This is a genomic window from Streptomyces coffeae (assembly GCF_016741875.1).
Lineage (GTDB): Bacteria > Actinomycetota > Actinomycetes > Streptomycetales > Streptomycetaceae > Streptomyces > Streptomyces coffeae.
Map to the genome: position 1 here is coordinate 283,488 of NZ_JAERRF010000009.1, position 24,382 is coordinate 307,869.

Annotated in this window: 22 protein-coding genes and 1 pseudogene; 14 read left to right on the plus strand and 9 right to left on the minus strand. The window is 73.7% G+C overall.

Going from position 1 to position 24,382, the window contains the following annotated elements:
- The first annotated feature begins 43 nt into the window (after positions 1-43).
- From JK363_RS17960 to JK363_RS42515, 4 genes are read left to right on the plus strand one after another with little or no spacing between them, the layout of a single operon-like run.
- A complete protein-coding gene (locus JK363_RS17960; RefSeq protein WP_201875919.1) occupies positions 44-7,429 on the plus strand; it encodes an SDR family NAD(P)-dependent oxidoreductase in 7,386 nt (2,461 codons plus the stop codon).
- Positions 7,426-7,605 (plus strand): hypothetical protein, encoded by a 180-nt coding sequence (locus JK363_RS17965; RefSeq protein ID WP_201875920.1) that lies wholly within the window; start codon positions 7,426-7,428, stop codon positions 7,603-7,605. Before JK363_RS17960 ends, JK363_RS17965 begins: the two co-directional genes overlap by 4 nt.
- Positions 7,602-8,678 carry an NAD-dependent epimerase/dehydratase family protein gene (locus JK363_RS17970; RefSeq protein WP_201875921.1) on the plus strand — a complete coding sequence of 359 codons (1,077 nt, stop codon included), beginning with the start codon at positions 7,602-7,604 and terminating at the stop codon, positions 8,676-8,678. Before JK363_RS17965 ends, JK363_RS17970 begins: the two co-directional genes overlap by 4 nt.
- Complete coding sequence (locus tag JK363_RS42515; protein WP_307821761.1) at positions 8,675-9,475, plus strand: thioesterase II family protein; 801 nt, start codon at positions 8,675-8,677, stop codon at positions 9,473-9,475. Before JK363_RS17970 ends, JK363_RS42515 begins: the two co-directional genes overlap by 4 nt.
- Positions 9,476-9,588: 113 nt before the next feature.
- Here JK363_RS42515 and JK363_RS42520 read toward each other — a convergent pair.
- The 3 genes and pseudogenes from JK363_RS42520 to JK363_RS17985 form a co-directional block, all read right to left on the minus strand.
- Positions 9,589-10,113, minus strand: a pseudogene (locus tag JK363_RS42520) (4'-phosphopantetheinyl transferase superfamily protein); the annotation flags it as partial.
- A 3-nt stretch (positions 10,114-10,116) separates the two neighbouring features.
- A complete protein-coding gene (locus tag JK363_RS17980) occupies positions 10,117-11,598 on the minus strand; it encodes a class I adenylate-forming enzyme family protein (RefSeq protein WP_201875922.1) in 1,482 nt (493 codons plus the stop codon).
- A complete protein-coding gene (locus tag JK363_RS17985) occupies positions 11,598-11,846 on the minus strand; it encodes an acyl carrier protein (protein ID WP_201875923.1) in 249 nt (82 codons plus the stop codon). The genes JK363_RS17980 and JK363_RS17985 overlap by 1 nt, the downstream gene beginning before the upstream one ends.
- A 199-nt stretch (positions 11,847-12,045) precedes the next feature.
- On the opposite strand from JK363_RS17985, the gene paaA reads away from it, so the two are divergent.
- From paaA to JK363_RS18025, 8 genes are read left to right on the plus strand one after another with little or no spacing between them, the layout of a single operon-like run.
- On the plus strand, positions 12,046-13,071 hold the full coding sequence (gene paaA / locus JK363_RS17990) for a 1,2-phenylacetyl-CoA epoxidase subunit PaaA (RefSeq protein WP_201875924.1): 1,026 nt from the start codon (positions 12,046-12,048) through the stop codon (positions 13,069-13,071).
- On the plus strand, positions 13,068-13,370 hold the full coding sequence (gene paaB, locus JK363_RS17995) for a 1,2-phenylacetyl-CoA epoxidase subunit PaaB (RefSeq protein ID WP_201875925.1): 303 nt from the start codon (positions 13,068-13,070) through the stop codon (positions 13,368-13,370). Before paaA ends, paaB begins: the two co-directional genes overlap by 4 nt.
- On the plus strand, positions 13,360-14,136 hold the full coding sequence (gene paaC / locus JK363_RS18000; RefSeq protein WP_201875926.1) for a 1,2-phenylacetyl-CoA epoxidase subunit PaaC: 777 nt from the start codon (positions 13,360-13,362) through the stop codon (positions 14,134-14,136). Before paaB ends, paaC begins: the two co-directional genes overlap by 11 nt.
- Before the next feature lie 14 nt (positions 14,137-14,150).
- Complete coding sequence (gene paaD / locus JK363_RS18005) at positions 14,151-14,630, plus strand: 1,2-phenylacetyl-CoA epoxidase subunit PaaD (protein WP_201876049.1); 480 nt, start codon at positions 14,151-14,153, stop codon at positions 14,628-14,630.
- 15 nt (positions 14,631-14,645) lie between these two features.
- On the plus strand, positions 14,646-15,737 hold the full coding sequence (locus JK363_RS18010) for a 2Fe-2S iron-sulfur cluster-binding protein (protein WP_201876050.1): 1,092 nt from the start codon (positions 14,646-14,648) through the stop codon (positions 15,735-15,737).
- An 11-nt stretch (positions 15,738-15,748) separates the two neighbouring features.
- Positions 15,749-16,594 carry a tryptophan 2,3-dioxygenase gene (locus JK363_RS18015; RefSeq protein ID WP_201875927.1) on the plus strand — a complete coding sequence of 282 codons (846 nt, stop codon included), beginning with the start codon at positions 15,749-15,751 and terminating at the stop codon, positions 16,592-16,594.
- On the plus strand, positions 16,587-17,393 hold the full coding sequence (locus JK363_RS18020; protein ID WP_201875928.1) for an alpha/beta hydrolase family protein: 807 nt from the start codon (positions 16,587-16,589) through the stop codon (positions 17,391-17,393). Before JK363_RS18015 ends, JK363_RS18020 begins: the two co-directional genes overlap by 8 nt.
- 35 nt (positions 17,394-17,428) lie before the next feature.
- Positions 17,429-18,721, plus strand: coding sequence for a kynureninase (locus JK363_RS18025; protein ID WP_372444805.1), 1,293 nt, complete (start codon positions 17,429-17,431; stop codon positions 18,719-18,721).
- A gap of 9 nt (positions 18,722-18,730) precedes the next feature.
- On the opposite strand, the gene JK363_RS18030 is transcribed toward JK363_RS18025, so the two are convergent.
- Positions 18,731-19,330 carry a TetR/AcrR family transcriptional regulator gene (locus JK363_RS18030; protein WP_201875930.1) on the minus strand — a complete coding sequence of 200 codons (600 nt, stop codon included), beginning with the start codon at positions 19,328-19,330 and terminating at the stop codon, positions 18,731-18,733.
- 171 nt (positions 19,331-19,501) lie between these two features.
- Between JK363_RS18030 and JK363_RS18035 the strand changes: the two genes are divergently transcribed.
- A complete protein-coding gene (locus JK363_RS18035) occupies positions 19,502-20,953 on the plus strand; it encodes an amidase (protein ID WP_201875931.1) in 1,452 nt (483 codons plus the stop codon).
- A gap of 87 nt (positions 20,954-21,040) precedes the next feature.
- On the opposite strand, the gene JK363_RS18040 is transcribed toward JK363_RS18035, so the two are convergent.
- From JK363_RS18040 to JK363_RS18055, 4 genes are all read right to left on the minus strand, one after another.
- Positions 21,041-21,319, minus strand: coding sequence for an SRPBCC family protein (locus tag JK363_RS18040; protein ID WP_236075879.1), 279 nt, complete (start codon positions 21,317-21,319; stop codon positions 21,041-21,043).
- A 106-nt stretch (positions 21,320-21,425) separates the two neighbouring features.
- A complete protein-coding gene (locus tag JK363_RS18045) occupies positions 21,426-21,989 on the minus strand; it encodes an alpha/beta fold hydrolase (RefSeq protein WP_307821762.1) in 564 nt (187 codons plus the stop codon).
- A gap of 88 nt (positions 21,990-22,077) precedes the next feature.
- Positions 22,078-22,578 (minus strand): DinB family protein, encoded by a 501-nt coding sequence (locus JK363_RS18050; protein ID WP_201875932.1) that lies wholly within the window; start codon positions 22,576-22,578, stop codon positions 22,078-22,080.
- 41 nt (positions 22,579-22,619) lie between these two features.
- Complete coding sequence (locus JK363_RS18055; protein ID WP_201875933.1) at positions 22,620-23,246, minus strand: SAM-dependent methyltransferase; 627 nt, start codon at positions 23,244-23,246, stop codon at positions 22,620-22,622.
- 87 nt (positions 23,247-23,333) lie between these two features.
- Here JK363_RS18055 and JK363_RS18060 point away from each other — a divergent pair, with 87 nt between their 5' ends.
- Positions 23,334-23,942: a helix-turn-helix domain-containing protein gene (locus JK363_RS18060; protein ID WP_201875934.1), complete on the plus strand. Its 609-nt coding sequence runs from the start codon at positions 23,334-23,336 to the stop codon at positions 23,940-23,942.
- A 55-nt stretch (positions 23,943-23,997) separates the two neighbouring features.
- Here JK363_RS18060 and JK363_RS18065 read toward each other — a convergent pair whose 3' ends face one another.
- A complete protein-coding gene (locus JK363_RS18065; protein WP_201875935.1) occupies positions 23,998-24,336 on the minus strand; it encodes a hypothetical protein in 339 nt (112 codons plus the stop codon).
- Positions 24,337-24,382 lie beyond the last annotated feature (46 nt).

A 24,382-nucleotide genomic window follows, 5' to 3' on the forward strand; every position in this document is an offset into this window, starting at 1 on the left:
AACGGACCCCAGCCGCCCGCACCGCCCTGTCCAGGAGTCCCGTATGCCCGCAACCGCCGCGGACGGTCCCGCCTCCGCGACCACTGTCGAGACCTCTCCCGCGCCCGGCTCCGAGGAGCCCGGCCGGCTGGCCTTCCCCGCCTCCTCCGCCCAGGAGCAGATGTGGTTCCTCCAGCAACTCGCCCCGGACAACCCGTATTACAACGTCCCGCTGTCCCTGCGGCTGACCGGCACACTGGACCGGGACGCGCTCGCGGCGGCCGTCGCGGACCTGGTGGACCGGCACGAGACGCTGCGGACGGTCTTCGACGACTCCGGCGACGAGCTGCGTCAGGTCGTCCTGGACCGCGCCGACGTGCCGCTCACCATGACCGCACTGCCCGGCGAGGACGCCCCGGAGCACGATGAGGCCCTGCGCGCGGCACTCGACGCCCTGGCCCGGCGCCCCTTCGATCTGACGGCAGAACCGCCGGTCCGCGCGGGGCTGCTGCGGCTGGCCGAGGACGAGCACATCCTCGTCCTGTGCGTCCATCACATCGTCGTCGACGGCTGGGCGCTCGGCATCCTGGTGCGCGAACTGGGCGTCGCATACGCGGCCCGGTGCGTGGGCCGCGCCCCCGAACTGCCCGAGCTGTCCATCCAGTACGCCGACTGGTCCGAGTGGCAGCGCGAGCGGCAGGACACCGAGGACGCGCGGGCCGGGCTCGCCTACTGGCGGGAACGCCTCTCGGGCGAGCTGCCGGTCCTGGACCTGCCCGCCGACCGCCCGCGCCCGGCCCGGCCTTCGTACGCGGGCGCGCAGTGGGAGCTCCAGCTGCCCGCGCCGCTCACCTCGGCGCTGCGCGCGTTCTGCCGGGAGCGCGGCGTGACGCTCTACACCGCACTCCTGGCCGGGTACGCCGCGTTCCTGTCCCGGCACACCGGCGGCGACGACATCATCGTGGGCACCCCGTTCGCCAACCGGGACGAGCCCCAAGTGCAGCCGGTCGTCGGCTACTTCGCGAACGTCCTGCCCATGCGGCTGTCGCTGACCGGCGCCCCGTCGTTCACCGAACTCGTCGCGCGGGCCGGGGAGACCGTGCTCGGCGGCCGCGCCCACGACCGGACGCGGCTGGAGCAGATCGTCGCGGAGGTCGCCCCGGAGCGGACGGGCGACCGCGCCACTCTCGTCCAGGCGGTCTTCGCGCTACAGGACTTCGCCCTCCCTGAGCCGGAGCTGGCCGGGCTGAAGGCCGCGCACTTCCTCGTCGACGCCCAGTCCACCCGGCACGACCTGGAGTTCCATGTCCAGGACGACGGCGGCGCGCTGCGAGTCCTGGTCGTCTACGGCACAGATCTGTTCGACGAGCCGACCGTGCGGCGGATGGCACAGCGCTGGGTCCGCCTGCTCCAGGCGGCGGTGGCGGCCCCGCTCACTCCGGTGACCGCCCTGGACCTGCTCACCGAGGAGGAACACACCGCGCTGGCTGTCGAGTTGGCGCGGCAGGGCCGCCCGGCGGAGGCCGTGGAGGAGACGGAGCCGGTCGCACTGCCGGAGCGTTTCGCGCGGGTGGTCGCCGAACGTCCCGGTGACGTGGCCGTCGCCACCGGCGCGGACGAGTTGACCTGGCGGGAGCTGGACGGCAGGGCCGCGCGGCTGACGGCGCGGCTCGCGGCCGCCGGTACGGGCCCGGGCAGCCGACTGGCCGTCGCGGCCGGAGCGGACGCGTCCGGCGTGACGGCGCTGCTCGCCGCCCTGCGCACCGGGGCGGCGGTGGTCGTTCTTGACCCGGCCGACCCGCCGGAGCGCAACCGGGACCTCGTCCGCCGCGGCGGGGCGCACGCCGTGCTCACCGACGCCGAGGGCGCGTGGGGCGTGCCCCGTGTCCCGCTCGGGGACACCGCACCGGACGCGGAGGACGTTCCCGCCGCGTCCGGAGGCGACGGCGGCCCGGTGCTGCTGGAGTGGTCGGACCACGGCCTGCTGGGCGTCGGTTCCCCCGCTCTCGCCGCCCAGACCGCACTGCTGGCCGACGCCGCGGGACTGCGCCCGGACGACCGGGTGGCCGTGGCCGCGCCGCCCGGCTCCCCGGCCTTCGTGCGGGGCGTGCTGGCCGCGCTCGCCTCGGGCGCCCGCCTGCTCCTCGGCGGCAACGACGAACGGGGCGGCCAGGACGAACAGGGCGGCCGGATGGCCTCACCCACCGTGGTACTCGCCGCCGACCGGCCGCCGTCCCGGCCCGGTGCGCGGACCGTGCTGCTCGCCCCGCCCGCACCGGGCCCGCGGGGCGCGGCCGACCGGGTCGCGCTGGCCCCGGGCGTCGGCCCGTACGCCCTGGCGCCCGAAGGGCGGGCGGACTTCGGCCCGCTGCTTCCCGTGTGCGTGCTGGACGGGGAGGGGCCGCACGCCCCGTGGGGGGTGCCGGGCGGCGTCTGGGCCGCCCCACGCGGCGGTACCGTCGCCGGACTCCCCGAGCGCAAGGACCCGTTCGGCGCGGGGCTGCTCCTCCAGCCCGTCGGCCACACCGGCCGGATCGACCCCGGCGGACGTCTGACGGCGGACGGCGGTGGCTCGGAGGGCGCCGTGCTGGGCGGGCAGTGGGTGGACCCGGCCTGCGTCGAGCGGGCGCTGCTGGCGCTCGACGCCGTCCGCGACTGCCGGGTGACGTTCCGCCGACGGCCAGTATCCGCCGGACAGGGCTTGGACGGCGCCTTGGAGGCGGTCGCGTTCGTGGTGCCGTCCGCCGCCGTGGACCGGGAGCGGCTCACCGCCGCCGCGCGTACCGCGCTGCCTGCCGGTGCCCCGCCCGCGCGGGTGGTGGCCGTCTCCGTCCTGCCGCGCACTGCCGACGGGGGCGTGGACGTCGCGGTCCTGGACCGGCTGCCGGTGGTGGACGAGGAGCTCGCCGCCGCCTGGGAGCGGCACCTCACAGCCGAGGCCGACGGCGGGCCCGCCATCGTGCTGGTCACCGACGATCCACCTCCGGAGCCCGACCGGCTGCACCTCGGCACACGCGACCTCGGCCCCCGCGGGTCCGGCCACGGCACCGAACAGGCCGGTACGGACCGGGAATCCGCGCGGTCCTCGGAACCCGCGAAGGCCGACGCCCCGCCCTCCGTCTCCACCGGCCCCGAGCTGCACCCGCTGCCCGTGGCGGACCTGGCGGCCGCGCTGCGCCGTACCGCGGCCGGGGACGGCGGCATGACACATCTGCGGGCCGACGGCCCGCAGGAGCAGCAGTCGTACGCCGCGCTCGCCGAGGACGCCTCCCGGGTGCTGGGCGGTCTGCGGCGGCTGGGCGCGCGGCCGGGCGACCCGGTGCTCCTCCAACTGCCGGACACCCGGGACTTCGTGACCGGTTTCTGGGCCTGTGTCATCGGCGGGTTCGCCGCCGTGCCACTGGCGTCCCCGCCCGGCGGCTACGGCGTGGACAGCGCCCAGGCGGCACGGCTGGCCGACGCCTGGGACACCCTCGGCGAGCCGTGGATCCTCGCACCGTCCACGGCCCGTGCCGGGATCACGGGGCTGCTGGCCCGGCAGGGGCGCGGCACTCCCCGCGTGGCCTGTGTCGACGAGCTGCTGACGGGCGGCCAGGACCAGGACTGGTACCGGCCCTCGCCCGACAGCCTCGTCCTGCTGCTGCTCACCTCGGGCAGCACCGGACGCCCCAAGGCCGTCGAGCAGCGGCACCGCAATATCCTCACCCAGGTCGCCGCGGTCCATCAGCGGCACGGCATCGGCCCGGCCGACCGGTCGTACAACTGGATGCCGCTGGACCACGTCGGCGGCCTCCTCATGACGCATGTGCGCGATCTGGTGGCGGGCGCCTCGCAGGTGATCGCGCCCACGTCCTGGGTGCTGGAAGACCCGCTGCGCTGGCTGGACGGCATCGACCGGTACCGCGCCACCACCACCTGGGCGCCGAACTTCGCCTACGGGCTGGTGGGCGAGCGGCTCGCCGAGGAACCCGGCCGCGGCTGGGACCTCTCCTGTCTGCGGTTCGCGATCAACGGCGGCGAGGCGGTGATCGCCCGGGTGGTGCGCCGCTTCCTGGCCGCGCTCGCGCCGTACGGGCTCTCCGGCACCGCCGTGCACCCGGCCTGGGGCATGTCGGAGACCTGCTCCCTCGAGGCCGACAGCGTGCTGACGCTGGAGAACAGCACGGACGACGACACGTTCGTCAGCTGCGGCCGCCCGCTCCCCGGGTTCTCCGTCCGGGTGGCGGGCGAGGACGGACTGCCGGTGCCGGAGGGCGCCGTCGGCCGGCTCCAGGTGCACGGCGCCGCCGTGACCTACGGCTACCACCGGGAACCGGCGAAGAACGCCGAATCCTTCACCGCGGACGGCTGGTTCGAAACCGGCGATCTGGCGTTCCTGCGCGATGGCGAGCTGTATCTCGCCGGGCGGGCCAAGGACACGATCATCGTCAACGGCGTCAATCTCCAGTCCCACGACATCGAGGCCGTGGCCGAGGACGTCCCCGGCGTGGAGCGCTCCTACACCGCCGCCGTCGCGGCCCGCGCGCCGGGGGACACCACCGACCGGCTCGCTCTCTTCTGCTGTCCGCAGCCCGGTGCCGACGAACGGCGGCTGGCCGTCGAGATCACCGGCCGGGTCACCCGTGAGACGGGGGTGTCCCCCTCGTTCCTGGTGTTCACCGAGCCCGCCGCCATTCCCAAGACGGAGATCGGCAAGATCCAGCGATCGGCGCTGCAACAGCGCCTGGCGGCAGGCGAGTTCGACGCGGCGCTGCGCCGGACCGATCTGCTGCTGGGCAACGAGCGGACGATCGTCAACCGGTTCCACCGGCCCGTCTGGCAGCGCGCCGAGGCCCCGCGCACCCCGCTCGCCGCCGTCGACCGGGCCCACACGGTGGTACTCGCCGACCCCGGCGGGGCGGTGGCGGACGCCTTCTTCGGGCTGGTGCGGGCGGCGGGCGGCCGGTGCACCGTCCTCGGCCCGGGGGCGACGGGGGACGAGGCGCTCGACCGGGCCGATCGCGTGCTGGATCTGCGGCTGCTCGGCGCGCCGGCGCGGGAGCCGGAGCCGCTCGCCGCGCTGACCGCCCTGTTGCGCGCCCAGTCCGCCGTACGGGAGGCGACCGGACGGGCGCTCGTCCTGGACGTCGTGGCCACCTCCAGCCGGGCGGGGCTCGCCGGGCGGGGCCCCGTTGTGCCGGGGCGGGCCGCGGCCGTTCCCGTGCTCAAGAGCGGCGTGCAGGAGTGGCCGTGGCTGACCGGCCGGTGGATCGACGTGGACACCGCCGGTGGACCCGAGCGGCTCGCGGCCCTGCTGTGGGCGGAGAGCCGGTCCCCCGTCACCGACGGGGACATCGCCTACCGGGACGGCGTCCGGTACGTGCAGCGGCTGGAACAGCTGCCCGCTCCCGGATACGCGTCGCCGCTGCGCGAGGGCGGGCACTATCTGCTCACCGGCGGTCTTGGCGGGCTCGGCGTGGACACCGCCCGCCATCTGCTCACCGCGTACGGCGCCGCCGTGACCCTGGTCGGGCGCGGCGACCCGGGCCGGGATCCCGGCCGGGCGGCCGCGCTGGAGGAACTGCGGGCGCTGGGCGACGTTCGGTACGCCGTCGCCGACGTCACCGACCGCGCGGCGGTCCACCGGGTGCTGCGGGAGGCGGCCGGGTGTCACGGCGGGGCGCTGGACGGGGTGTTCCACCTCGCCGGTGTGCTGGAGGAACGCCCGCTGGGCGAGGCGGACGCGGACCACTGGGAGCGCGTCCTGGCCGCGAAGGCCACCGGCACGGAACACCTCCTGGAGGCGCTCGGCGACCGGCCCGACGCGCTGTTCGTCGCCTACTCCTCCGTCAACGGCCACTTCGGGGGCGCCGGAGCGGCCGCCTACGCGGCCGCCAACGCCCAGCTGGACGCGCTTGTCGCCGGGCGGCGGGACGCCGGGATGCCGGCGGTGAGCCTGGCCTGGAGCATGTGGGACGAGCGCGGTATGAGCCGCGGCTACGCTCTCAAACCGCTGACCCGGGCCCGCGGTTATCTGCCGCTCGGTCCCCGGGAGGCCGTCCGTTCCCTGGATGTCGCCCTCCGTCACGACGAGCCGCACCTGCTGATCGGCCTGGACGGCGGCGCCCCTTGGGTGGGCAGCCATCTCACGGGTCCCGCGCATCCGCTGCACCGCCTGACCGCCTATCTGGTACCGGCTCCCGGGACCGGGCGGCAGGGGGCGGACCGGCCGGGCCCGGCGGACGTCTTCGGCACGCCCGCCTCCTGCGCTCGGGTGCACCACGAGACCCTGCCGCTCACCGCGGACGGCGACGTGGATCGCGAACGGCTGCGCCGGGCCGGGACCGGTGGCGTCACGGCCCCCGGCGGCGCGACGCGCGGCGGGGAGCCCCCGCGTGACGGGACCGAGCGGGCGCTCGCCGACCTGTGGTGCTCCGTGCTCGACGTCGACCGGGTCGGCCGCCACGACAACTTCTTCGACCTGGGCGGGCGTTCACTGCTGGCGACTCGCCTGGTCAGCCGGATCCGTACGGTGCTGGGCCACTCCGTCGGCGTCGCCGCCCTCTTCGAACACCCCACGGTGGCGGGGCTCGCGGCGCATCTGGAGGGACGGTCGACCGGCGCGTCCCCGTTCGCCCCGCATCTGCCGCTGCGGCCCGAGGGCAGCGCCACTCCGCTGTTCTGCTTCCACCCCGGCGGAGGCATCTGCTGGCCCTTCGCCCCGCTCCTCGCCCACCTCGACGGGGCGGTTCCGGTGCACGGCGTGCAGTCGCCGGGCCTCACGGACCCGGCCGCGCTGCCGGGCTCCATCGAGGAGATGGCCGACGACTACACGCGGCGGATCCGTGAGCTGCGCCCGTCCGGGCCGTATGCGCTGCTCGGCTGGTCGCTCGGTGGGTTCGTCGCGCACGCGGTGGCCGAACGGCTCCAGCGGGCGGGAGAGCGCGTCGAACTCCTCGCCGTCCTCGACAGCTTCCCGCTGCGGCAGGAGGACCTCGGGTCGCTGCCCGCGCCCGAGGAACTGGAGGGCATCCTGCTGGGTCTGCTGCTGGACGGCGCGGGGGTGGCTCCCGCCCCTGGCGCGGCCCCGCCGGACCGGGCCGCCGCCGTGGCCGCGCTGCGGAGCAGCGGCAGCGCCCTGGCCGGCATCGACGAGGCCCAACTCGGCCGCATGGTGGACGTCATGCGGCACAACACCGGGCTGGTCGCCGGGCACACGCCCGGCACGGTCGACGGCGACCTGCTGGTCTTCACCGCGCGCCGCAGCCACGCCGCGGACGCGCCGCCGCCCGCCGAGCGCTGGCGGCCGCATATGACCGGTGAGGTGACCGACCACGTGCTGGACTCTCTCCACCAGGAGATCCTGCGCCCCGCGCACCTTCCGTTCCTCGCCGCGCCCCTCAACGCCCGACTCGCCCCGGGCGCACCGGGCGACGGCTCACACCCCACCAGGGAAGGACGATCCTCGTGACCCCCAGCCCCATGGACCGGAACAGCCCCATGGACCGGAACGACGCGACGGACCCCGAGGTCCGGGGCCCGGCCGACGACCGCGGGCAGCCCTGTCCCCGGCCGGGCCGCACCCCCGTGCCGGGCGGCCGGCGCACCGCGCACACCGCCGCCGGCTCGCGGGGGGAGGCGGCATGAGGCTTCTCATCCTCGGCGGAACCGCGTTCCTCGGCCGCGCCTTCGCCACCGAGGCGCTCGCGGCGGGGCACACCGTCACCGCCTTCAACCGGGGCCGCACCGGGCCTGACATACCCGGCGTCGAGAGCGTGCGCGGCGACCGCACGGTGGCCGCCGACCTGTCCGCGCCGGCGGCGGGCGGGAGTTGGGACACGGTCGTCGACACGTGCGGCTATGTCCCGCGGGTGGTGGGCTCCTCGGCGGCGGCCCTGTCCGGGCTCGCGGACACGTATGTGTTCGTCTCCAGCGTCGCCGCCTACCGGCGGAACGGCCCCTTCGACCCGCTGGACGGCGACGAGAGCGCGCCCCTGCACGACTGCCCGGACGAGGCGGGTCCCGACGGCGGGCACTACGGGGTGCTCAAGGCGGGCTGCGAACGCGCCGTCCGGCGGCACTTCGCCGGCCGGACGCAGCTGCTGCGCCCGGGCGCGGTGGTCGGCCCGCACGAGGACACCGGGATGAGCGCCCACTGGCTGCGCCGGTTCGCGGACGGCGGGCCGGTGCTGGCCCCGGGCAGCCCCCGGGCCCCGCTGCCGCTGGTCGACGCGCGCGACGTGGCGCGGTTCGGCTTGGCCCTGGCCAACGGCGCCGCCGAGGGCGGCGCGTGGAACGTGGCCGGGCCGCGGGGCCTGGACTACGGTGCCTGGCTGACCGCCTGCCGTGATGCCACCGGCGGCGGGGAACCGGTGTGGGTGCCGGACGACTTCCTGCTCGCCCAGGGGCTGCGGCCGTGGCTGGACCTGCCGTTGTGGGCGCCAGGAGCCGTCCCGGAGCGCTCGGTGTGGGGATTCTCCACCGAGCGGGCCCGGGGCGCCGGGCTCGTCTGCCGCCCGGCGCACGAGACCGCCGCCGACACCTGGCGCTGGCTCCGCCCGCTGACCGACCTGCCGCAGCGCCCGGACCAGCCCGCCCCGGCACTGGACCGGGCCCGGGAGCTGGCGGTGCTCGACGCGTGGGCGACGTCCCGCCCCGAAGGATCCGGCAGCCCGGAACCGTCCCCGGAAGCCCGCCCCGAAGGAAGCCGCACCCGGTGAGCCCGCTATCCGTCATCCGCCCCCGGCCCGTGGACGCGCCGTCGCTGCGGCTGTTCGTCCTGCACCACTCCGGCGCTTCCCACATCCCGTACCGCCCCTGGGCCGCCCATGTGCCGGCGGACTGGGAGCTGTGCCTGGTCGAGGCGCCGGGCCGGGGCGGCCGCCCCGGCCCGCTCCGCGAGACGGCGGCCGAACTGGCCGAGGCGTACGTGGCCGACGTCCGGCCCTGGGCCGACCGGCCGTACGCCCTGTTCGGGCACAGCATGGGCGCCGTCGCCGGCTATGAGCTGACCCTCGCGCTGCGGGACCGCGGGCTACCGCTGCCCCGCTGGCTGGGCCTGTCGGCCGTCAGCCCGCCCGAGCATCACCCGCGTGCCGAGCCGCACTTCGATCTGCCCGAGGACGAACTGCGCGAGTGGCTGGCCGTCATGGGCGGCACCGCGCGCGAGGTGCTGGAGGACCCGGAGATGTGGGCGCTGATCGAGCCCGTCCTCCGCGCGGACCTGCGTATCGCGGAGCGCTGGGAGCCCCGGCACGGCACGGGCCCGCTGACGGTGCCGCTGTCGGTCTTCGCCGGGGACACCGACCCGATCGCGCCCTGGCATCTGATGCACACCTGGGCCGAGCGGAGCATCCGCTTCTGCGGCGCCCAGGTGCTGACGGGCGGTCACTTCTACTTCCAGCCGGACCCGGCGCCGCTGGTCGGCCGGATCGTCTCGGCGGTCCGCTCCGTGGCCCCGGCCGTCCAGGTGAACACGCCCGGTCCCGCCGGGACCACACCGATCTGGAGCGCCTGACCGGGCGCCTCCCGCCGACTACACCGGTGCCGGGCGAGGAAACCGCCCGGCACCGGTGTGGCGGTGATGCCCAGCAGGGTCGTGGGGGCGCGGCCGACGGGCAGGAGCACGCCGAACGCCTTGAACGCCGCCTCCTTGGCCGAGAAGAGGGCGAGCAGACGGGCCTCGGCCGCCGCCGGACCGCCCGCGGCGCGTACCCAGCTCTCCTCATCGGGACGCAGCACAAGATGCGCGGCCGGGAGCGGCAGACCGCGCAGTTCCAGGTCGCAGCCGAGCGCCCGGCCCAGGGACGCGAGAGCCGCCAGAGCCACGGCCAGGCCCCCGGAGTGGCTGATGGAGACGGTGGTTCCCGCGGGCGGCACGGGACGCCGGCCGGCACAGCCGATGTCTCCCGTCAGCTGTCCGGCGGCGGCCAGGGCGCGGCGGGCGGCGTGGCGTCCGGCGAGGAAGTCGCGGCGGCGGGCGGGCGGCATGGTGTCCGCCCGCCGCCGCTCGTCCGGCCCGGCCGGGCGTGCCGCGGGGTCGCCGACGGCGGCGATGCCGAGGCCGACCCCATCGGCGGCGAGGGTCGGCCGGAGGGCGAGGAGAGCGACGGCGGTGCGTATCCGGTCGCTTCCCGACGGCTTCGCGCTGGGCAACGGTCAGGCTCGCAGCAGCTTCTTGAGGATCTTTCCGGCGGGGTTCCTCGGCACCTGATCGATGAACTCGACGCGGCGGGGGCGCTTGTACGGGGCGAGTTGCCCGGCGGCGTGTCGCAGCAGCTCGGCGGCGCTCGTCCCCTCGTCGGCGACGACGTACGCCAGCGGCACTTCGCCGTAGTCGTCGTCCGGGATGCCGACCACGGCGGCGTCGCGCACGGCCGGGTGTGCGCGCAGGGCCTGTTCGATCTCCGTGGGGTAGACGTTCAGCCCGGCGCGGATGATCAGATCCTTGCTGCGGTCGACGAGGTGGATGCGGCCCTCCGCATCGAGGAAGCCGAGGTCGCCGGTGCGGGTCCAGCCGTTCACCGTGATCTCGGCGGTGGCCTGCTCGTCGCGCCAGTAGCCGCGCATGACGCCGGGCCCGCGTACGCAGATCTCCCCGATGGCGCCCCGCTCGGCCGCACAGCCCTCCGTGTCGAGGACGCGCACGGACATGCCGGCGATGACCCGGCCGCTGGGGAGGCGCTCGGCCACGGCGTCCGGCGCGGGGTGCTCCTCGGGGCCGAGGGTGACGAACGGGCCGCCGACCTCGGTCATGCCGTAGACCTGCCGGAAGCCGCAGCCCAGCCGGGACACGGCCGTCGCGTAGAGGTCGACGGGCATGGGCGCGGCGCCGTAGAGCACCTCGCGCAGCGAGGACAGGTCGGCCGTCTCGGCGGCCTTGGCCTGGAGCAGGAAGCGCAGCATCTGCGGAACGAGCCAGATGTGCGTGGCGCGGTGCTCCTCGATCGCGGCCAGGGCCGTCTGCGGCTTGAAGCCCGGCAGCAGGACAACGGTGGCACCGGCCGCCATGTAGGTGAGCGACACCACCATGCTGCCGTGGTAGAGGGGGCAGCAGTTGAGCAGCACCATGTCGTCGGCGGGGCGGGCCGAGGCGAGCCAGCCGAGGGCGATGGCCCGGAAGGAGGCGTGGTCGACGGTGACACCCTTGGCCCGGCCAGTGGTGGCGGAGGTGTGCAGGATCGCCGCCGGGGCGTCGTCGGCGACGTCCGGCAGCTCCACCTCCGTCCCCTCGCCGTCTCCCTGGGCGAGCGCGGCGAACTCCTCGCCGTCCAGGGCGATCCGCAGGCGCGCGGGCAGGTCCGGGTGGCGGGCGAGGAGTTCGGCCTCACCGACCACCGCGGCCGGTTCGGTGCGCTCGGCGATGCCCGTCACCTCGTCGGGCGTCAGGCTGTGGTTGAGCGGGACGAACAGTGCGCCGAGCCGGGCGAGCGCGAAGTAGGTCTCCAGGACCTCGACCCGGTCGAGCGAGAGCACCGCCACACGGTCGCCGGGCCGTACGCCCCGCGCGGCGAACCCGTGTGCCAGCCGCGCCGTCCGGTCGTGGAGCCCGGCCCAGGTGACCGAACGGCGCTCGTCGATGAAGGCCGCGCGGTCCGGGAAGCACTGCCGGTTGCGCTCCATCAGCTGGGTCAGCCACATCAGGCGCCGCCGGGCTGTGCGGCGCCGGTGCGCTCGGCCACGAACCGCTCGTAGTCGGCGAGCGTGATCAGGCCCTCCATGTCCTCGGCGGTGACCTCCACGCCGGTGCGCTGCTCGATGAGCAGCACCAGGCGCACCAGGTCGCCGGAGTCGATGCCGCTGGCGCTGAGGTCGGTGTTGTCCTCGACGCCCTCGGCGAACTCCGGTGTGCCGGTGAGTTCGACAAGCATCTCCCGTACGGTGCCCATGCGTTGCCCTTCCCTGGTCGTACAGCTACGGCAATTGACCGCACTGGGGAGAGAGGCACCGTCGGCACGGCACAATCCCTCGCCCCGGCAGGTTCCCCGCGTGTCCTTCGTCACGGGATTGCCGGCGGGCACCCCGCACTCCTTATGTCACAAAGCGCCGCACCGCACGAGGCGCCGCCGTGACCGAGGGAGTGAGACAGTGCCAGAGACGCGTGAAGTGCGTAAGACGCGTGAAGGGTGTCCCGAGGAGCGGTTCGAGGCGCTGCTGGCCGCCGGCGAACAGATCGAGCCAGGCGACCGGATGCCCGACGGCTACCGGCGGATGGTGCTGCGGCAGATCGCCCAGCACGCCCATTCGGAGATCATCGGCATGCAGCCGGAGGGCGCATGGCTGACCCGCGCGCCCTCACTGCACCGCAAGGCGAGTCTGCTGGCGAAGGTGCAGGACGAGGCCGGGCACGGGCTGTATCTCTACGCGGCCGCCGAGACGCTCGGCGTGGACCGGGCGGAGCTGCTGGACGCGCTGCACCGAGGCCATCAGAGGTACGCGGCCACGTTCAACCACCCGGCGCTGACATGGGCCGACACCGGCGCGATCGCCTGGCTGACGGACGGCGCGGCCGTGGTCAACCAAGTGCCGCTGTGCCAGACCTCGTACGGGCCCTACGCGCGAGCCATGCGGCGGGTCTGCCAGGAGGAGGCTTTCCACGTCCGGCAGGGCTACGACGTGCTGTGGTCGCTGTGCCGGGGCACCCCGGAGCAGAAACGGATGGCGCAGGACGCGGTGGACCGGTGGTGGCTTCCGGCGGTTGCCCTGATGTTCGGGCCGCCGGACACGGTGGCGGGCGGCGCCGACGCGCGGACGGCGGCCATGGGCACGTCGGTCACCCGGCGGTCGATGGCCTGGGGGATCAAACGGCACACCAACGACGAGCTGCGGCAGCGGTTCGTCGACAACTGCGTACCGCAGGCCGAGCGGCTGGGCGTCACCCTGCCCGACCCGGCGATCCGCTGGAACGAGGAGCGCGGGCACTACGACTTCACCCCGGTGGACTGGCAGCAGTTCCGCGATGTGCTCGGCGACGGTTCGGCGTGCGCCCGGCAGCGGCTGGCCCACCGGGTGGCGGCGCACGCGGCCGGCGCCTGGGTGCGCGAGGCGGTCGACGCGTACGCGGCCCGCCAGGCGGAACACGGGGAGCGGGCGGAACACGGGGAGGCGGCATGAGCGAGGAGACCGTACGGAAGCGGATCCCGTGGGAGGTGTTCATCCGGCCCCGCCGGGGGCTGGCGCACCAGCACGTGGGGTCGGTGCACGGCGCCGACGCCGACATGGCGCTCGCCAACGCCCGGGACCTGTACACCCGGCGGGGCGAGACGGTCTCCCTGTGGGTGGTGCGCTCCGACCACGTCCGGGCCTCCGCGCCGGACGAGAAGGGCCCGCTGTTCGCGAACGCCGAGCACAAGCCGTTCCGGCACCCGGAGCACTACGTCCCCCTCAACGAGACGGACGGCCATGACGGTTAGCGAGATCCCCCGGGAACAGCTCGACACCGCCGGGTACGCGCTGCGGCTCGGCGACGACGCGCTGATCCTCTGCCAGCGGCTGTGCGCCTGGATCACCCGCGCGCCGACCATCGAAGAGGACCTGGCCCTGTCCAACATCGCCCTGGACCTGCTCGGCCACGCCCGTACCCTGCTGTCCCTCGCCGGGCGTCTGGACGGCACGGACCGCACCGACGACGACCTGGCGTACGGCCGGATGGAGCGGGAGTTCCGCAACGTGTTGTTGGTGGAGCTGCCGGGCGGGGACTTCGCCATGACGATCGCCCGGCAGCTGGCGTACTCGGTCCACTGCCGGCTGCTCTGGACGGAGCTGGAGCGCTCGGCCGATCCCGGGCTGGCGGCGTTCGCCGTGCGGGCGGCCAAGGAGGTCGAGTACCACCGGATGCACGCCGCGCAGTGGACGGTCCGGCTGGGCCGGGGCACCGAGGAGAGCCGGCGGCGGATGCGGGCGGGCCTGGCGCACGTATGGCCGTACGCGGCCGAGCTGTTCGAGAGCGACGAGCTGACCCGACGGCTCGACGCCTCCGGTACCGGGGTGGATCCGGCCCGGCTGCGGGAACCGTGGGAGCGGGAGACGGCCGCCGTGCTGGCGGAGGCCGGTCTGGAGGTGCCGCCGGGAGCGTGGGCGGCGACGGGCGGCCGCTCGGGGCTGCACACGGAGGCGTTCGGCCCGCTGCTGGCGGAGTTCCAGTCGGTCCGCCGCCAGTACCCGGGAGGCACCTGGTGAGCACCGCACCGGCGATGGCCGCCGGGGAGGTACGGGCCCGGGTGGCGGCCGTACCGGATCCGGAGCTGCCGATGGTCACCCTGGCCGATCTGGGCGTGCTCCGCGCCGTGGAACCGGCGCCGGACGGGGTGCTGGAGGTCGTCATCACCCCCACGTTCCTGGGCTGCCCGGCCATGCCGTCGATCGAGGCCGCCATCCGGGACGTGCTGGCCGCGTGCGGCCATCCGGAGGGACGGGTGCGGCAGGAGCTCGCGCCCGCCTGGACGTCCGACTGGATCAGTGCCGAAGGCCGGCGGAAGCTCGCCGAGCACGGCATCGCCCCGCCGGGTCCCGCCACGGGCCCGCTGCCGGTGCGGCTCGGTCTCGGCGTGCCCTGCCCGCACTGCGGCTCGGCCGCGACCCGTCCGCAGAGCCCGTTCGGCGCGACCCGCTGCCAGGCCGTGCTGGTGTGCGCGGCCTGCCGGGAGACCTTCGCGCAGCTGAAAGCGATGTGAGGCGCCGTGACGGACATGACGCGCCGGGCCACGGGCTGGCACCGGCTCCGGGTGGGCTCGGTGGAGCCGCTGACGGACGACGCCGTGGCGGTGTCCCTGGAGGTGCCGGAGGCGCTCGCGGGCGTCTTCGCCCACCGGCCCGGCCAGCATGTGACCGTCCGGCACGTCCTGGACGGGCGGGAGCTGCGCCGCAGCTACTCGGTCTGCCCGCCGCCCCCGCCCGGCGCGTGCGACGGGCTGCGGCTGGTGGTCAAACGGCTGGGCCCGGGCGGGTTCGCCGAGTACGCCACACGTGACCTGGCCGCCGGGGATCTCCTGGAACTCGCCCCGCCCACCGGTGACTTCCGGCTGGCCACACGGCGCGGCGCCCACCATGTACTGATCGCCGCCGGCAGCGGCATCACCCCACTGCTGAGCATGGCGCAGGCGGCGCTGCGCGACGACCGGGCGTGCCGGGTGTCGCTCGTGCACGCCAACCGCACCGCGCGGTCGGTGCTGCTCGCGGACGAGCTGGCGGACCTCAAGGACGCCCACCCGGGGCGGTTCTTCGTCCTGCATGTGCTCTCCCGGGAGACGCGGGAGACCGATCTGCTGTCCGGGCGCATCGACACCGACCGGCTGCCGAGACTGCTGGCGCTGCTGGGCGCCGAGCCCGGCGACGATACGCATTTCTATCTGTGCGGCCCGTGGGGTCTTGTGGAGGAGGGGCGCGCGGCGCTCGCCGCGTGGGGCGCCGACCCGGAGCGCGTGCGGTTCGAACTGTTCTCCACCGGAACGGCCTTCCCCGAGGACGGGCCGGACGGTCCCGCACGCCGGTCCGCGGGAACCGCCGGACGGATCACCGCACGGCTGGGCGGCCGCACCACCGTGACCACCATGGAGCCCGGGGACCGGGCGGTGCTGGACGCCCTGCTGCGCGCCCGCCCCGAGACCCCGTACTCCTGCCGCGACGGCCTGTGCGGCTCCTGCCGCGCCAAAGTGACCGGCGGCCGCGTCACCCTCGGCCGCCAGTACGCCCTGGGCGCCGACGAATTGGCGGCCGGCTACACCCTGGCCTGCCGCGCCCTGCCGGAATCGGACGACATCGAGTTCGACTTCGACGCCTGACAGGAGAGGTCATGACCGACGAACCCACCACCGGAACCGCCCTGGTCGAGGACGCCCCGTTCCTCGGCTTCCAGGAGTCGACGCCCTACGACGACTACGTCCACGCCTCCGTGCTGTCCTCGCTCCAGCAGCCGCTCACCCAGGCCCCCGAGGAGATGGGGTTCCTCGTCACCACACAGGTGATGGAGCTGTGGTTCACGCTGATCGTCCACGAGTGGCGGGCCGCCCGCGACGCGCTGATGAAGGACGACCTCGACGAGGCCATGGACGCCCTGGGCCGCGGTCGCGACGCGCACCGGTCCCTCAACGCCTCGCTGTACCCGATAGCCCGGCTGACGCCGGTTCAGTTCAACGGCTTCCGCGCCGCTTTCGGGAGCGCCTCCGGGTTCCAGTCCGCGATGTACCGGCATATGGAGTTCCTGCTCGGCGACAAGTCCCGTTCGCTGATCCAGCCCCACCGGGGACATGCGGTGGTCTACGCGGAACTCCAGGAGTCGCTTGCCGAGCCATCGCTCTACGACGAGGTGCTGGGCTTTCTGAACCGGCGGGGGCTGCCCGTCCCCGAGCACGTCCTGCTGCGGGACGTGACCGAGGAGTACCGGCCCGACCCGGGGGTGGAGGAGTCCTGGCGGCGGATCTACGCCGGGCCCCGGCACGATCCGCTGGTGTCGCTGGGCGAGATGCTCACCGACACCGCCGAGCTGGTCCTGCGCTGGCGCGCCGACCATCTGCTGGCCGTGCGCCGGGCGATGGGCGGCAAGAGGGGCAGCGCCGGTTCCTCCGGCCTGTCGTGGCTGGAGAAGCGCGCCGAACGTCCCGTGTTCCCCGAACTCTGGAGCGCACGTGGCCATGTCTAGGGAGGTTTCCGCGGCCCATGCCGAGGAGGAGCGCCGGGTGCTGGGCCTGAAGCCCGTACTGGCACCCGTCCACCGCCGCTATGGCACACACCCCCACCAGGTGTACGACATGTGGCCGGGGGCGGACGCGGACGCTCCGATGGTGGTGCTGCTCCACGGCGGCTACTGGCGGTACGACCGGATGCACCTCACCCCGTTCGCCGCGTATCTGGCGGCAAGCGGACTCACCGTCGTCCTGCCGGGCTTCCGCCGCTCCGGCGGCGCGGGCGGCTATCCGGAGACGTTCGACGACATCGCGCTGGCGCTGGACACCATCCCGGACGGGCGGCCGTACGTACTGGCCGGACACTGCTCGGGCGGTCATCTCGCGCTGTGGGCGGCCGCGCGCGCCCTGCTGCCCGAGGACGCGCCGTGGCACGGCACGCGACTGCCGTCGGCGGTCCTCGCGCTGGCCCCGATCACCGATCTGGCGGCCTGCGCACGGGAGCGGCTGAGCGACGACGCGGTGCACCAACTGCTGGGCGGGGCGGACCGGCTGGAGCCGCTGCTGTCACTGGTGGACCCGGTCACGCTGCTGCGCGACGCGGGCAGCACGGGCGTGCCGACCGTGGTGCTGCACGGCGAGATGGACGAGGAGCTGCCGCATGAGCAGTTCACCGCCTACACCGCGGTGCACCGGGACGCGGAGCTCGTGACGCTGCCCGGGACGGGCCACTACACCCTCATCGAGCCGGGCTCCGGGGCGAGTCGAGCGGTCGTCGAGGAACTCGGCCGTCTCACGCACCGGATTCGCCCATGAGGCCACCGCACCCCGACCGGGAGGAGAGCCCCGCCGTGCCCACTGGATCCGCTGTGCCCACCGGACCGTCCCCTCTCACCGAGGCGCCGGAGAGCCTGGCGGCGCGGGCTGCCGCGCTCGACGCCGCCGATCCGCTCGCCCCGCTGCGGCACCGCTTCCTGCTGCCCGAGGGCGTCGTCTACCTGGACGGCAACTCCCTCGGCCCGCTGCCGGCGGCCGTGCCGGCCGCCCTGGAGGACGCCGTGCACCGGCAGTGGGGCACGGACCTGATCCGCTCCTGGAACGACAACGCCTGGTGGCAGGCGCCCCTGCGGGTGGGCGACGCCATCGGACGGCTCGTCGGCGCGGCGCCGGGCCAGACCGTGGCCGGGGACTCCACCAGCATCCATCTCTTCAACGCCCTGACCGCCGCCGCCCGTTCGCGCCCGGACCGCCCCCTGCTGGTGACCGACCCCGACCACTTCCCCACCGACCAGTACATCGCCGCCTCCGTGGCCCGCCTGCTCGGTCTGGAGCTACGCCGTGTCCCGGCCCGGGAGCTGTCCGGGTTCCTCGCCGAGGAGGGCGGCCGGGTGGCCGTCGCCGGATACGGGCCCGTCGACTACCGCACGGGCGAGCTGTACGACATGGCGGGGATCACCCGCGCCGTGCGGGACGCCGGTGCGCTGATGCTGTGGGATCTCTGCCACGCCGCCGGGGCGCTGCCGGTGCGCCTCGACGCGATGGGCGCCGACTTCGCGGTGGGCTGCTGCTACAAGTTCCTCAACGGGGGCCCCGGCGCCCCCGCCTTCCTCTACGTCGCCGCCCGCCATCAGGCGGCCTTCGACCATCCCCTGACCGGATGGAACGGGCACGCGGCCCCCTTCGCCCTCAGCGGCGGCTACGTCCCGGCGGAGGGCATCGGCCGGGCTCGTATCGGCACCCCGCCGATGCTGTCGCTGCTCGCCCTGGAGGCCGCGCTCACCGCGTACGACGGCGTGGAGATGGAGCAGGTGCGCGCCAAGAGCCTTTCCCTGACGGGCTTCCTGCTCGACTGCGCCGCGACCCTGCTCGACGGGCTCGGCTTCACGCCCGTCACCCCGCGCGAGCCGGAGCGGCGCGGCAGCCAGGCGGTACTGCGCCACCCCGAGGCGTACGGGTTGATCCAGGCGCTCGCCGCGCGCGGCGTCATCGGCGATATGCGCGCGCCGGACCTGCTGCGCTTCGGCGTCAACGCGCTCTATCTCTCGCACGGCGAGGTGCTCACGGCGATGAGGCAGCTGCGAGACGTGGCGGGCGGCGGTGAGCACCGCGCGGACCGCTTCCGTCAACGTGCCACGGTCACCTGACCCGCGGCCTTATCCAGGGTGGTCGGCCGCGCCCGTGCCACCGAGGGCCGTTCGGCGGTCCAGGACAGCCTCGACGATCCTCACCAGCCGCTCACCCACCTGCTCGATGCTTCCGTTCTGGGCGGTCACCTGGGCCCCTTCGAGAGCGAAGGTGATCTCCGCGGCCGCGTCGTCCGGATCGGACAGTCCGGCCCGGGCACACAGGTCGGTCATCCGGTGCGCCTGGCCGACCTTGTGGGCTTTGATGAGCAGGCGTGCCGGGTGGGTGGGGTCGGGCAGTTCCGCGATGGAGTTGACGAACGGACAACCCCGGTAGGAGATGTCGGGAAGTCCGTCGGCGATGAACCGTGCCACGCCCAGGATCTGCGCCCGGGGATCGTCGGGGTGTGCGGCCTCCAGCCGGTCGAACATGGCGGTGTAGTCGGCCGCGACAATCCGGAGCCACTCCTCCACCAGGGCGTCTTTTGTCGCGAAATGGCGGTACAGCGCCATCTTGGTGGTCTCGGCCCGGTCGGCGATCGCCTGTACCCCCACCCCCTTGATCCCCTCACGGGAGAAGAGCTCCTCGGCCGCGTCGAGGATCCGCTCCCGGGGCGGCAACGTGGCCACCCTGCTGTGCCTGCTGGTTCTCTGACTGCCTGTCACTCAGGGCCTTTCATCGGTCCGTTCAAGCGTTGCACCACCCCAACCCCCATGTTACGTTACCGAGCAGTCTCGCTCGATACCGATCGGTATCGAGCGAGACTCATAGGTATCAACACTTCCCCGCAAGGAGCCACAATGAAGCGCTCGGAGTACGTCACCTACGACGGCGTCGGACTGGCCGACCTGGTCGCTCGGGGCGAAGTGGCCCCCGCCGAACTCGCCTCACTCGCCCAACAGGCGTCCGACGCCGTCAACCCACGGATCAACGCCGTCGTCGAAACCTGGCCCGCGCAGGACACACCGGCTCCGGGCAGCACACCCCTGGCGGGCGTGCCCTTCCTCATCAAGGACTTGGCCGTCGCGATGGCCGGCAAGCGCATGGAGCTGGGCAGCCGTCTCGCCGCGGGAAACATCGCCGGGACCGACTCATCCCTCATGGCGCGCTTCCGCCGCGCCGGGCTGATGACGCTCGGCCGCACCGCGACGCCGGAATTCGCGTACAGCACCACGACGGAAGGCGTCCTGTACGGCGCCACCCGCAACCCCTGGGACCCGACCCGCAGTCCCGGCGGCTCCAGCGGCGGCTCGGGCGCCGCCGTCGCCGCGGGTATCGTCCCGATCGCGCACGCGACCGACGCCGCCGGCTCCCTCCGCGTCCCCGCGGCCAGTAACGGCCTGTTCGGACTGAAACCGACCCGCGGCCGGGTGTCCATGGGCCCCGACGCGGACGAGGTCTTCAACGGGCTCGCCGTCCACGGCGCCCTCAGCCGCTCGGTACGCGACAGCGCCGCGCTGCTGGACCTCATCCAGGGCCCCGAGATCGGCGACCCCTACGCCGCCCAGCAGCCGGAGCGCCCCTACGCGCAGGAGGTCACCCGCTCCCCGGGCAGTCTGCGGATCGGCCTCCTCACGCGGCCATGGGGCGGGCGGGCCGTCGACGGAGCCATCATCGACGCCACACTCCGCTCCGCGCGGCTCGCCGAGTCACTGGGGCACCAGGTGGAAGAGGTCCAGGTCGACCTCGGCATCGGCTGGGAGGAATTCGCCGTGGCCAACGCCCGCCTCTGGACCGCCAACCTGGTGACCTGGATCGACGGCTTCGCCGCCGCCTTCGACCGGCCCATCGACTCCACCACCGTCGAACCCGAGACGCTGGCCAGTTACGCCTACGGACAGCGGGTCAGCGGGGCCGAGTTCGTCCACGCGCTCGCGATGCGCAACAGCGTCGCGCGGGCGATCGGCCGCTACTTCACCGGCCACGACCTGCTGCTGACCCCAACCCTGCCCGAACTGCCCGTCCCCCTGGGCACATACGCCAAGGACGCCGAAGGCGCCGACGGCCTCGGCTGGCTCGAGCAACTCTTCCACCGCTCCCCCTTCACCGCCGCCTTCAACATCGCGGGCACCCCCGCCATGTCCGTCCCTCTGGAGACCGACCCCGCCACCGGCCTCCCCATCGGCATCCAGTTCGCCGCGGGTTACGGACGCGAGGACGTCCTCTTCCGCCTCGCCGGACAGCTGGAAGAAGCCGCCCCCTGGGCACAGCGCACCCCCACCGTGTGGGCGGGCGACCCCGACAGCGCCTGACCCGGTCCAGGCCGTGTACGAGACTCCCGGGTGATCCGCCGCGTGCCAAGAGGCGTCGCTCGACCTTCTCGGTCAGCCGCTCCCCGGTCACGATGCGTCCCGTCCGGAAAGCCCGGACGGCACCGACGCCGTCGTCGCCGCCGGGGTCGAGGTCGAGGTCGAGGTCGACCGTGTCGTATCCAGACTGTCCACCTTGGACCACAGCGGCCAGCTTGCGGCGTCGACCAGCAGCTTCCAGACGGTTTCCGGCGAGGCGCTGGTGGTCACTGTGACGTCGTATGTATGCATGGGAGAGGGCTCCTGCGAGTGGCTGCGGGCGGCGTCCCGGGCCAAGAAGACGCGGTCGACGCGGTAGCGGTCGGTCAAGCACACGTTGATCTGTTGGAGCGAGAGCCAGTCGGCGAACTGGATGGTGACGACCGATAAGTGGGGCCTGTGCCGAGCGGCTTCCCGCGCCGCCTTGGCGGCATGGTCATCCGTCGAGGAAACGCAATAGCTCGGCGGTGACGAACCGAGGGTTCTCCTCGACGAGCCAGTGCCCGGCCTTCGGCACGTCCACCGCCCGAACGATGTTGGTCATGCGCGGGGCCACGGTGTCGCGGACGTCTTTGTCGAGGGAGCGGTAGAGCTCGAAGCCGCCCGACAGGACCTGGGGCCGACGGTAGGTTCGTGCGTACTCGTTGATCTCGGCGCGGGTGAACGGGGACCGGTCAGAGGTGCCACCGAACGCCGTACCACCGAAGGAGACCTGGGGATAGAACAGTGCCAGGTACGTGCGGACATCATCGTCCACGACTGCCTCGGGGACCCGCCGCTGGGAGTGAAAGGCGATGTGCCAGCTCAGTGAGCGGTAGGTGCGTGCGTCCATCGCGGGCCCGGGCAGCGGCAGGTCAAGGTAGCCGAGGCGTGCGGTGTCGTCGGGGAATTGGCCGGCGTAGTGGAATGCCACCGCGGCACCCCAATCGTGCCCGATGACACGGGCGTCACGCACCCCGAGCCGATCGGCGATCAGCTTGTGCAGGAGCGTGAGCACCACGGTTGCCACCGTGTGCGCGGATCGGAGGCAGCGGCGCGGCAACGGCCGTGGTGCTGTGATCATGTGTTCCTGTCCTGGAGAAGGTGGATCAGCGGCCGGTCGTGCCGTCGATGAGTTCGCGGAGGATGTCCGCGTGGCCCGCGTGCCGGCCGGTCTCCTCGATCATGTGGGTGAGTGCCCAGCGGATGCTGGGAGCGGGGCGGTCCGGCCGCGGTCGGGGGACCGGTGCGCCCAGATCGGTGCAACCGTCGAGAACGCCGTTCGCGTGCTTGACCGCGTCCCGGTAGCGGGCGACGACATCGGCCACGCTGTCCGCCGGTGCGGCTTGGAACGTCGCCTGCCAGTCGGTGACGTCGTCCCCGAGGAACATCGAGCGCTCGACGAAAGTCAGGTGGCTGAGCAGTCCGAGCAGGTTCGTGCCCGACGGCACCGCAGCTGTTCGAACCTGCGGTTCGGGGGCGCCGTCGACCTTCGCGGCGATCGAGGTCCGGAGGTAGTCGAGGAATCCGCGCAGAACCTCGATCTCACTGCTTCCGGTCCGGGGCGGCGGAGTGTCGCGGCGGCGGTTGTGGCGCGTGGTGCTGGGCACCGTGGTCTCCCTTCCTTCGTTGGGGGCGCCGGGCCACCGCGTCAGGCGGTGCGGCGGATGAGGAGGACGTGATCGGTGACCTCGGCCGTCTGCCCGCCGGGGCCGGTCGCGATCCGGTGGGGAGCGTCGGCCCGCTCGACCGTCCATGTCTTCGGGGCCAGATCGATATCAGCGGCGACCTCCCGCGGGCTCGGGTACCGGATGTCGGGGTCCTGGTTCCACGACCACGGCGCGGCCGAGCCGTGGTCGACGACCAGCAACCGCCCGCCCGGGCGCAGAGCATGCGCGGCCGAGCGCAGGACGGTCGCCCGGTCCAGCTCGCACGGGGTATGCAGGTAGTGGGCGCAGATCAGGTCGAACACGCCGGGCGGGAAAGCCTTGTGCACGTCGTGCCGCACGGTGATGACCCGGTCGCCGAGGCCGTGTGAGCGGGCGAGGGCGGCCAGCCGCTCGACCGCCACAGCCGAGATGTCGACGGCGGTGACCTGCCACCCCTGGCCGGCGAGCCACAGCGCATCGCCGCCGTCGCCGCATCCGAGGTCCATCGCGTCACCGGGCGGCAGGCCCGTCACCGTCTCGGTGAGGCGAGCATTCGGCTGCGGGTCGCCGACCGCCGGCCGGGCCGCGTAGACGCCGTCCCAGAAGGCGACCGCATCGGTCGTGCTCATCAAGACTCCTTGTGTCGGGATGCACTCAGTCTTGCCAGGCATCCCACGACCTGGCACGGAAACTTGCGGTAATGGCAAGATGGCCTGATGGATCGCAAGACGGACGACGACGTGCTCGACGCGGTGGGACCACGACTTCGCGCGCTGCGTCGTGACCGCGGCATCACCCTCGCCGACCTCGCGACGACGACCGGCGTGTCGGAGAGCACCCTGTCCCGGCTGGAGAGCGGGCAGCGCCGGCCGAGCCTGGAACTGCTGCTCCCGCTGGCCCGTACCTATGACGTTCCGCTGGATGACCTCGTCGGTGCCCCGCGCACCGGCGACCCCCGGATCCACCTCAAGCCGATCAAGCGATTCGGAATGACCTTTGTGCCCCTGTCCCGGCGACCGGGCGGTGTGCACGCGTTCAAGATGATCATCCCCGCCCAGCCGGAACCACTCGAACCGACCCCGCAGACCCACGAAGGCTTCGAATGGCTCTACGTGCTCAACGGACGCCTGCGACTCGTGATCGGCGACCGCGACCTGACACTGCCGCCCGGTGAGGCAGCCGAGTTCGACACGTCCCTGCCCCACTGGCTGGGCAGCGCCGACGGCGGCGCGGTGGAGCTTCTCATCCTGTTCGGTGTGCAAGGGATACGTGCGCACGTACGCACCGACCCTCATCGATCGCCGCGGGCCGGGAGCCGACGGTGAACTCAGCGAGAGATTCTGTATGCGCGTCGGTGCCGCCAGGCGACGCCCGGAGATCTCACGCCGAGCAGCTGGCCACAGCGACGTCCGTGCTGGTCGTGCCGAAGTCGATGAACGAGGAGCGCCAGACGATGGACACTTCGGCAATGTCCTGCCACTCATCGATGTCGTCAGGCAAGGGCGGGACGGTGTCCCACAGTTGGGCGGCGACGGCGATGTGTCCTATCTCCTGCCCGCACAGGATGCGGGCTCCGTCGCCGTCGGGGTCTGCTTCGACCAGGCCGTTGTCGGCCCACTCAGGCTCGAACTCGACCAACAGATCCTCCCCGGCGAGGTCGATCGTGGTGGCGTCCACGTGCACGTCCGAGGTCACGGTGTGGTGGATCAGCTGAGCCATTGGTCCGGCGTCCTTCCTCCGGGGTGGGCAGGCGGGGCAGACCCAT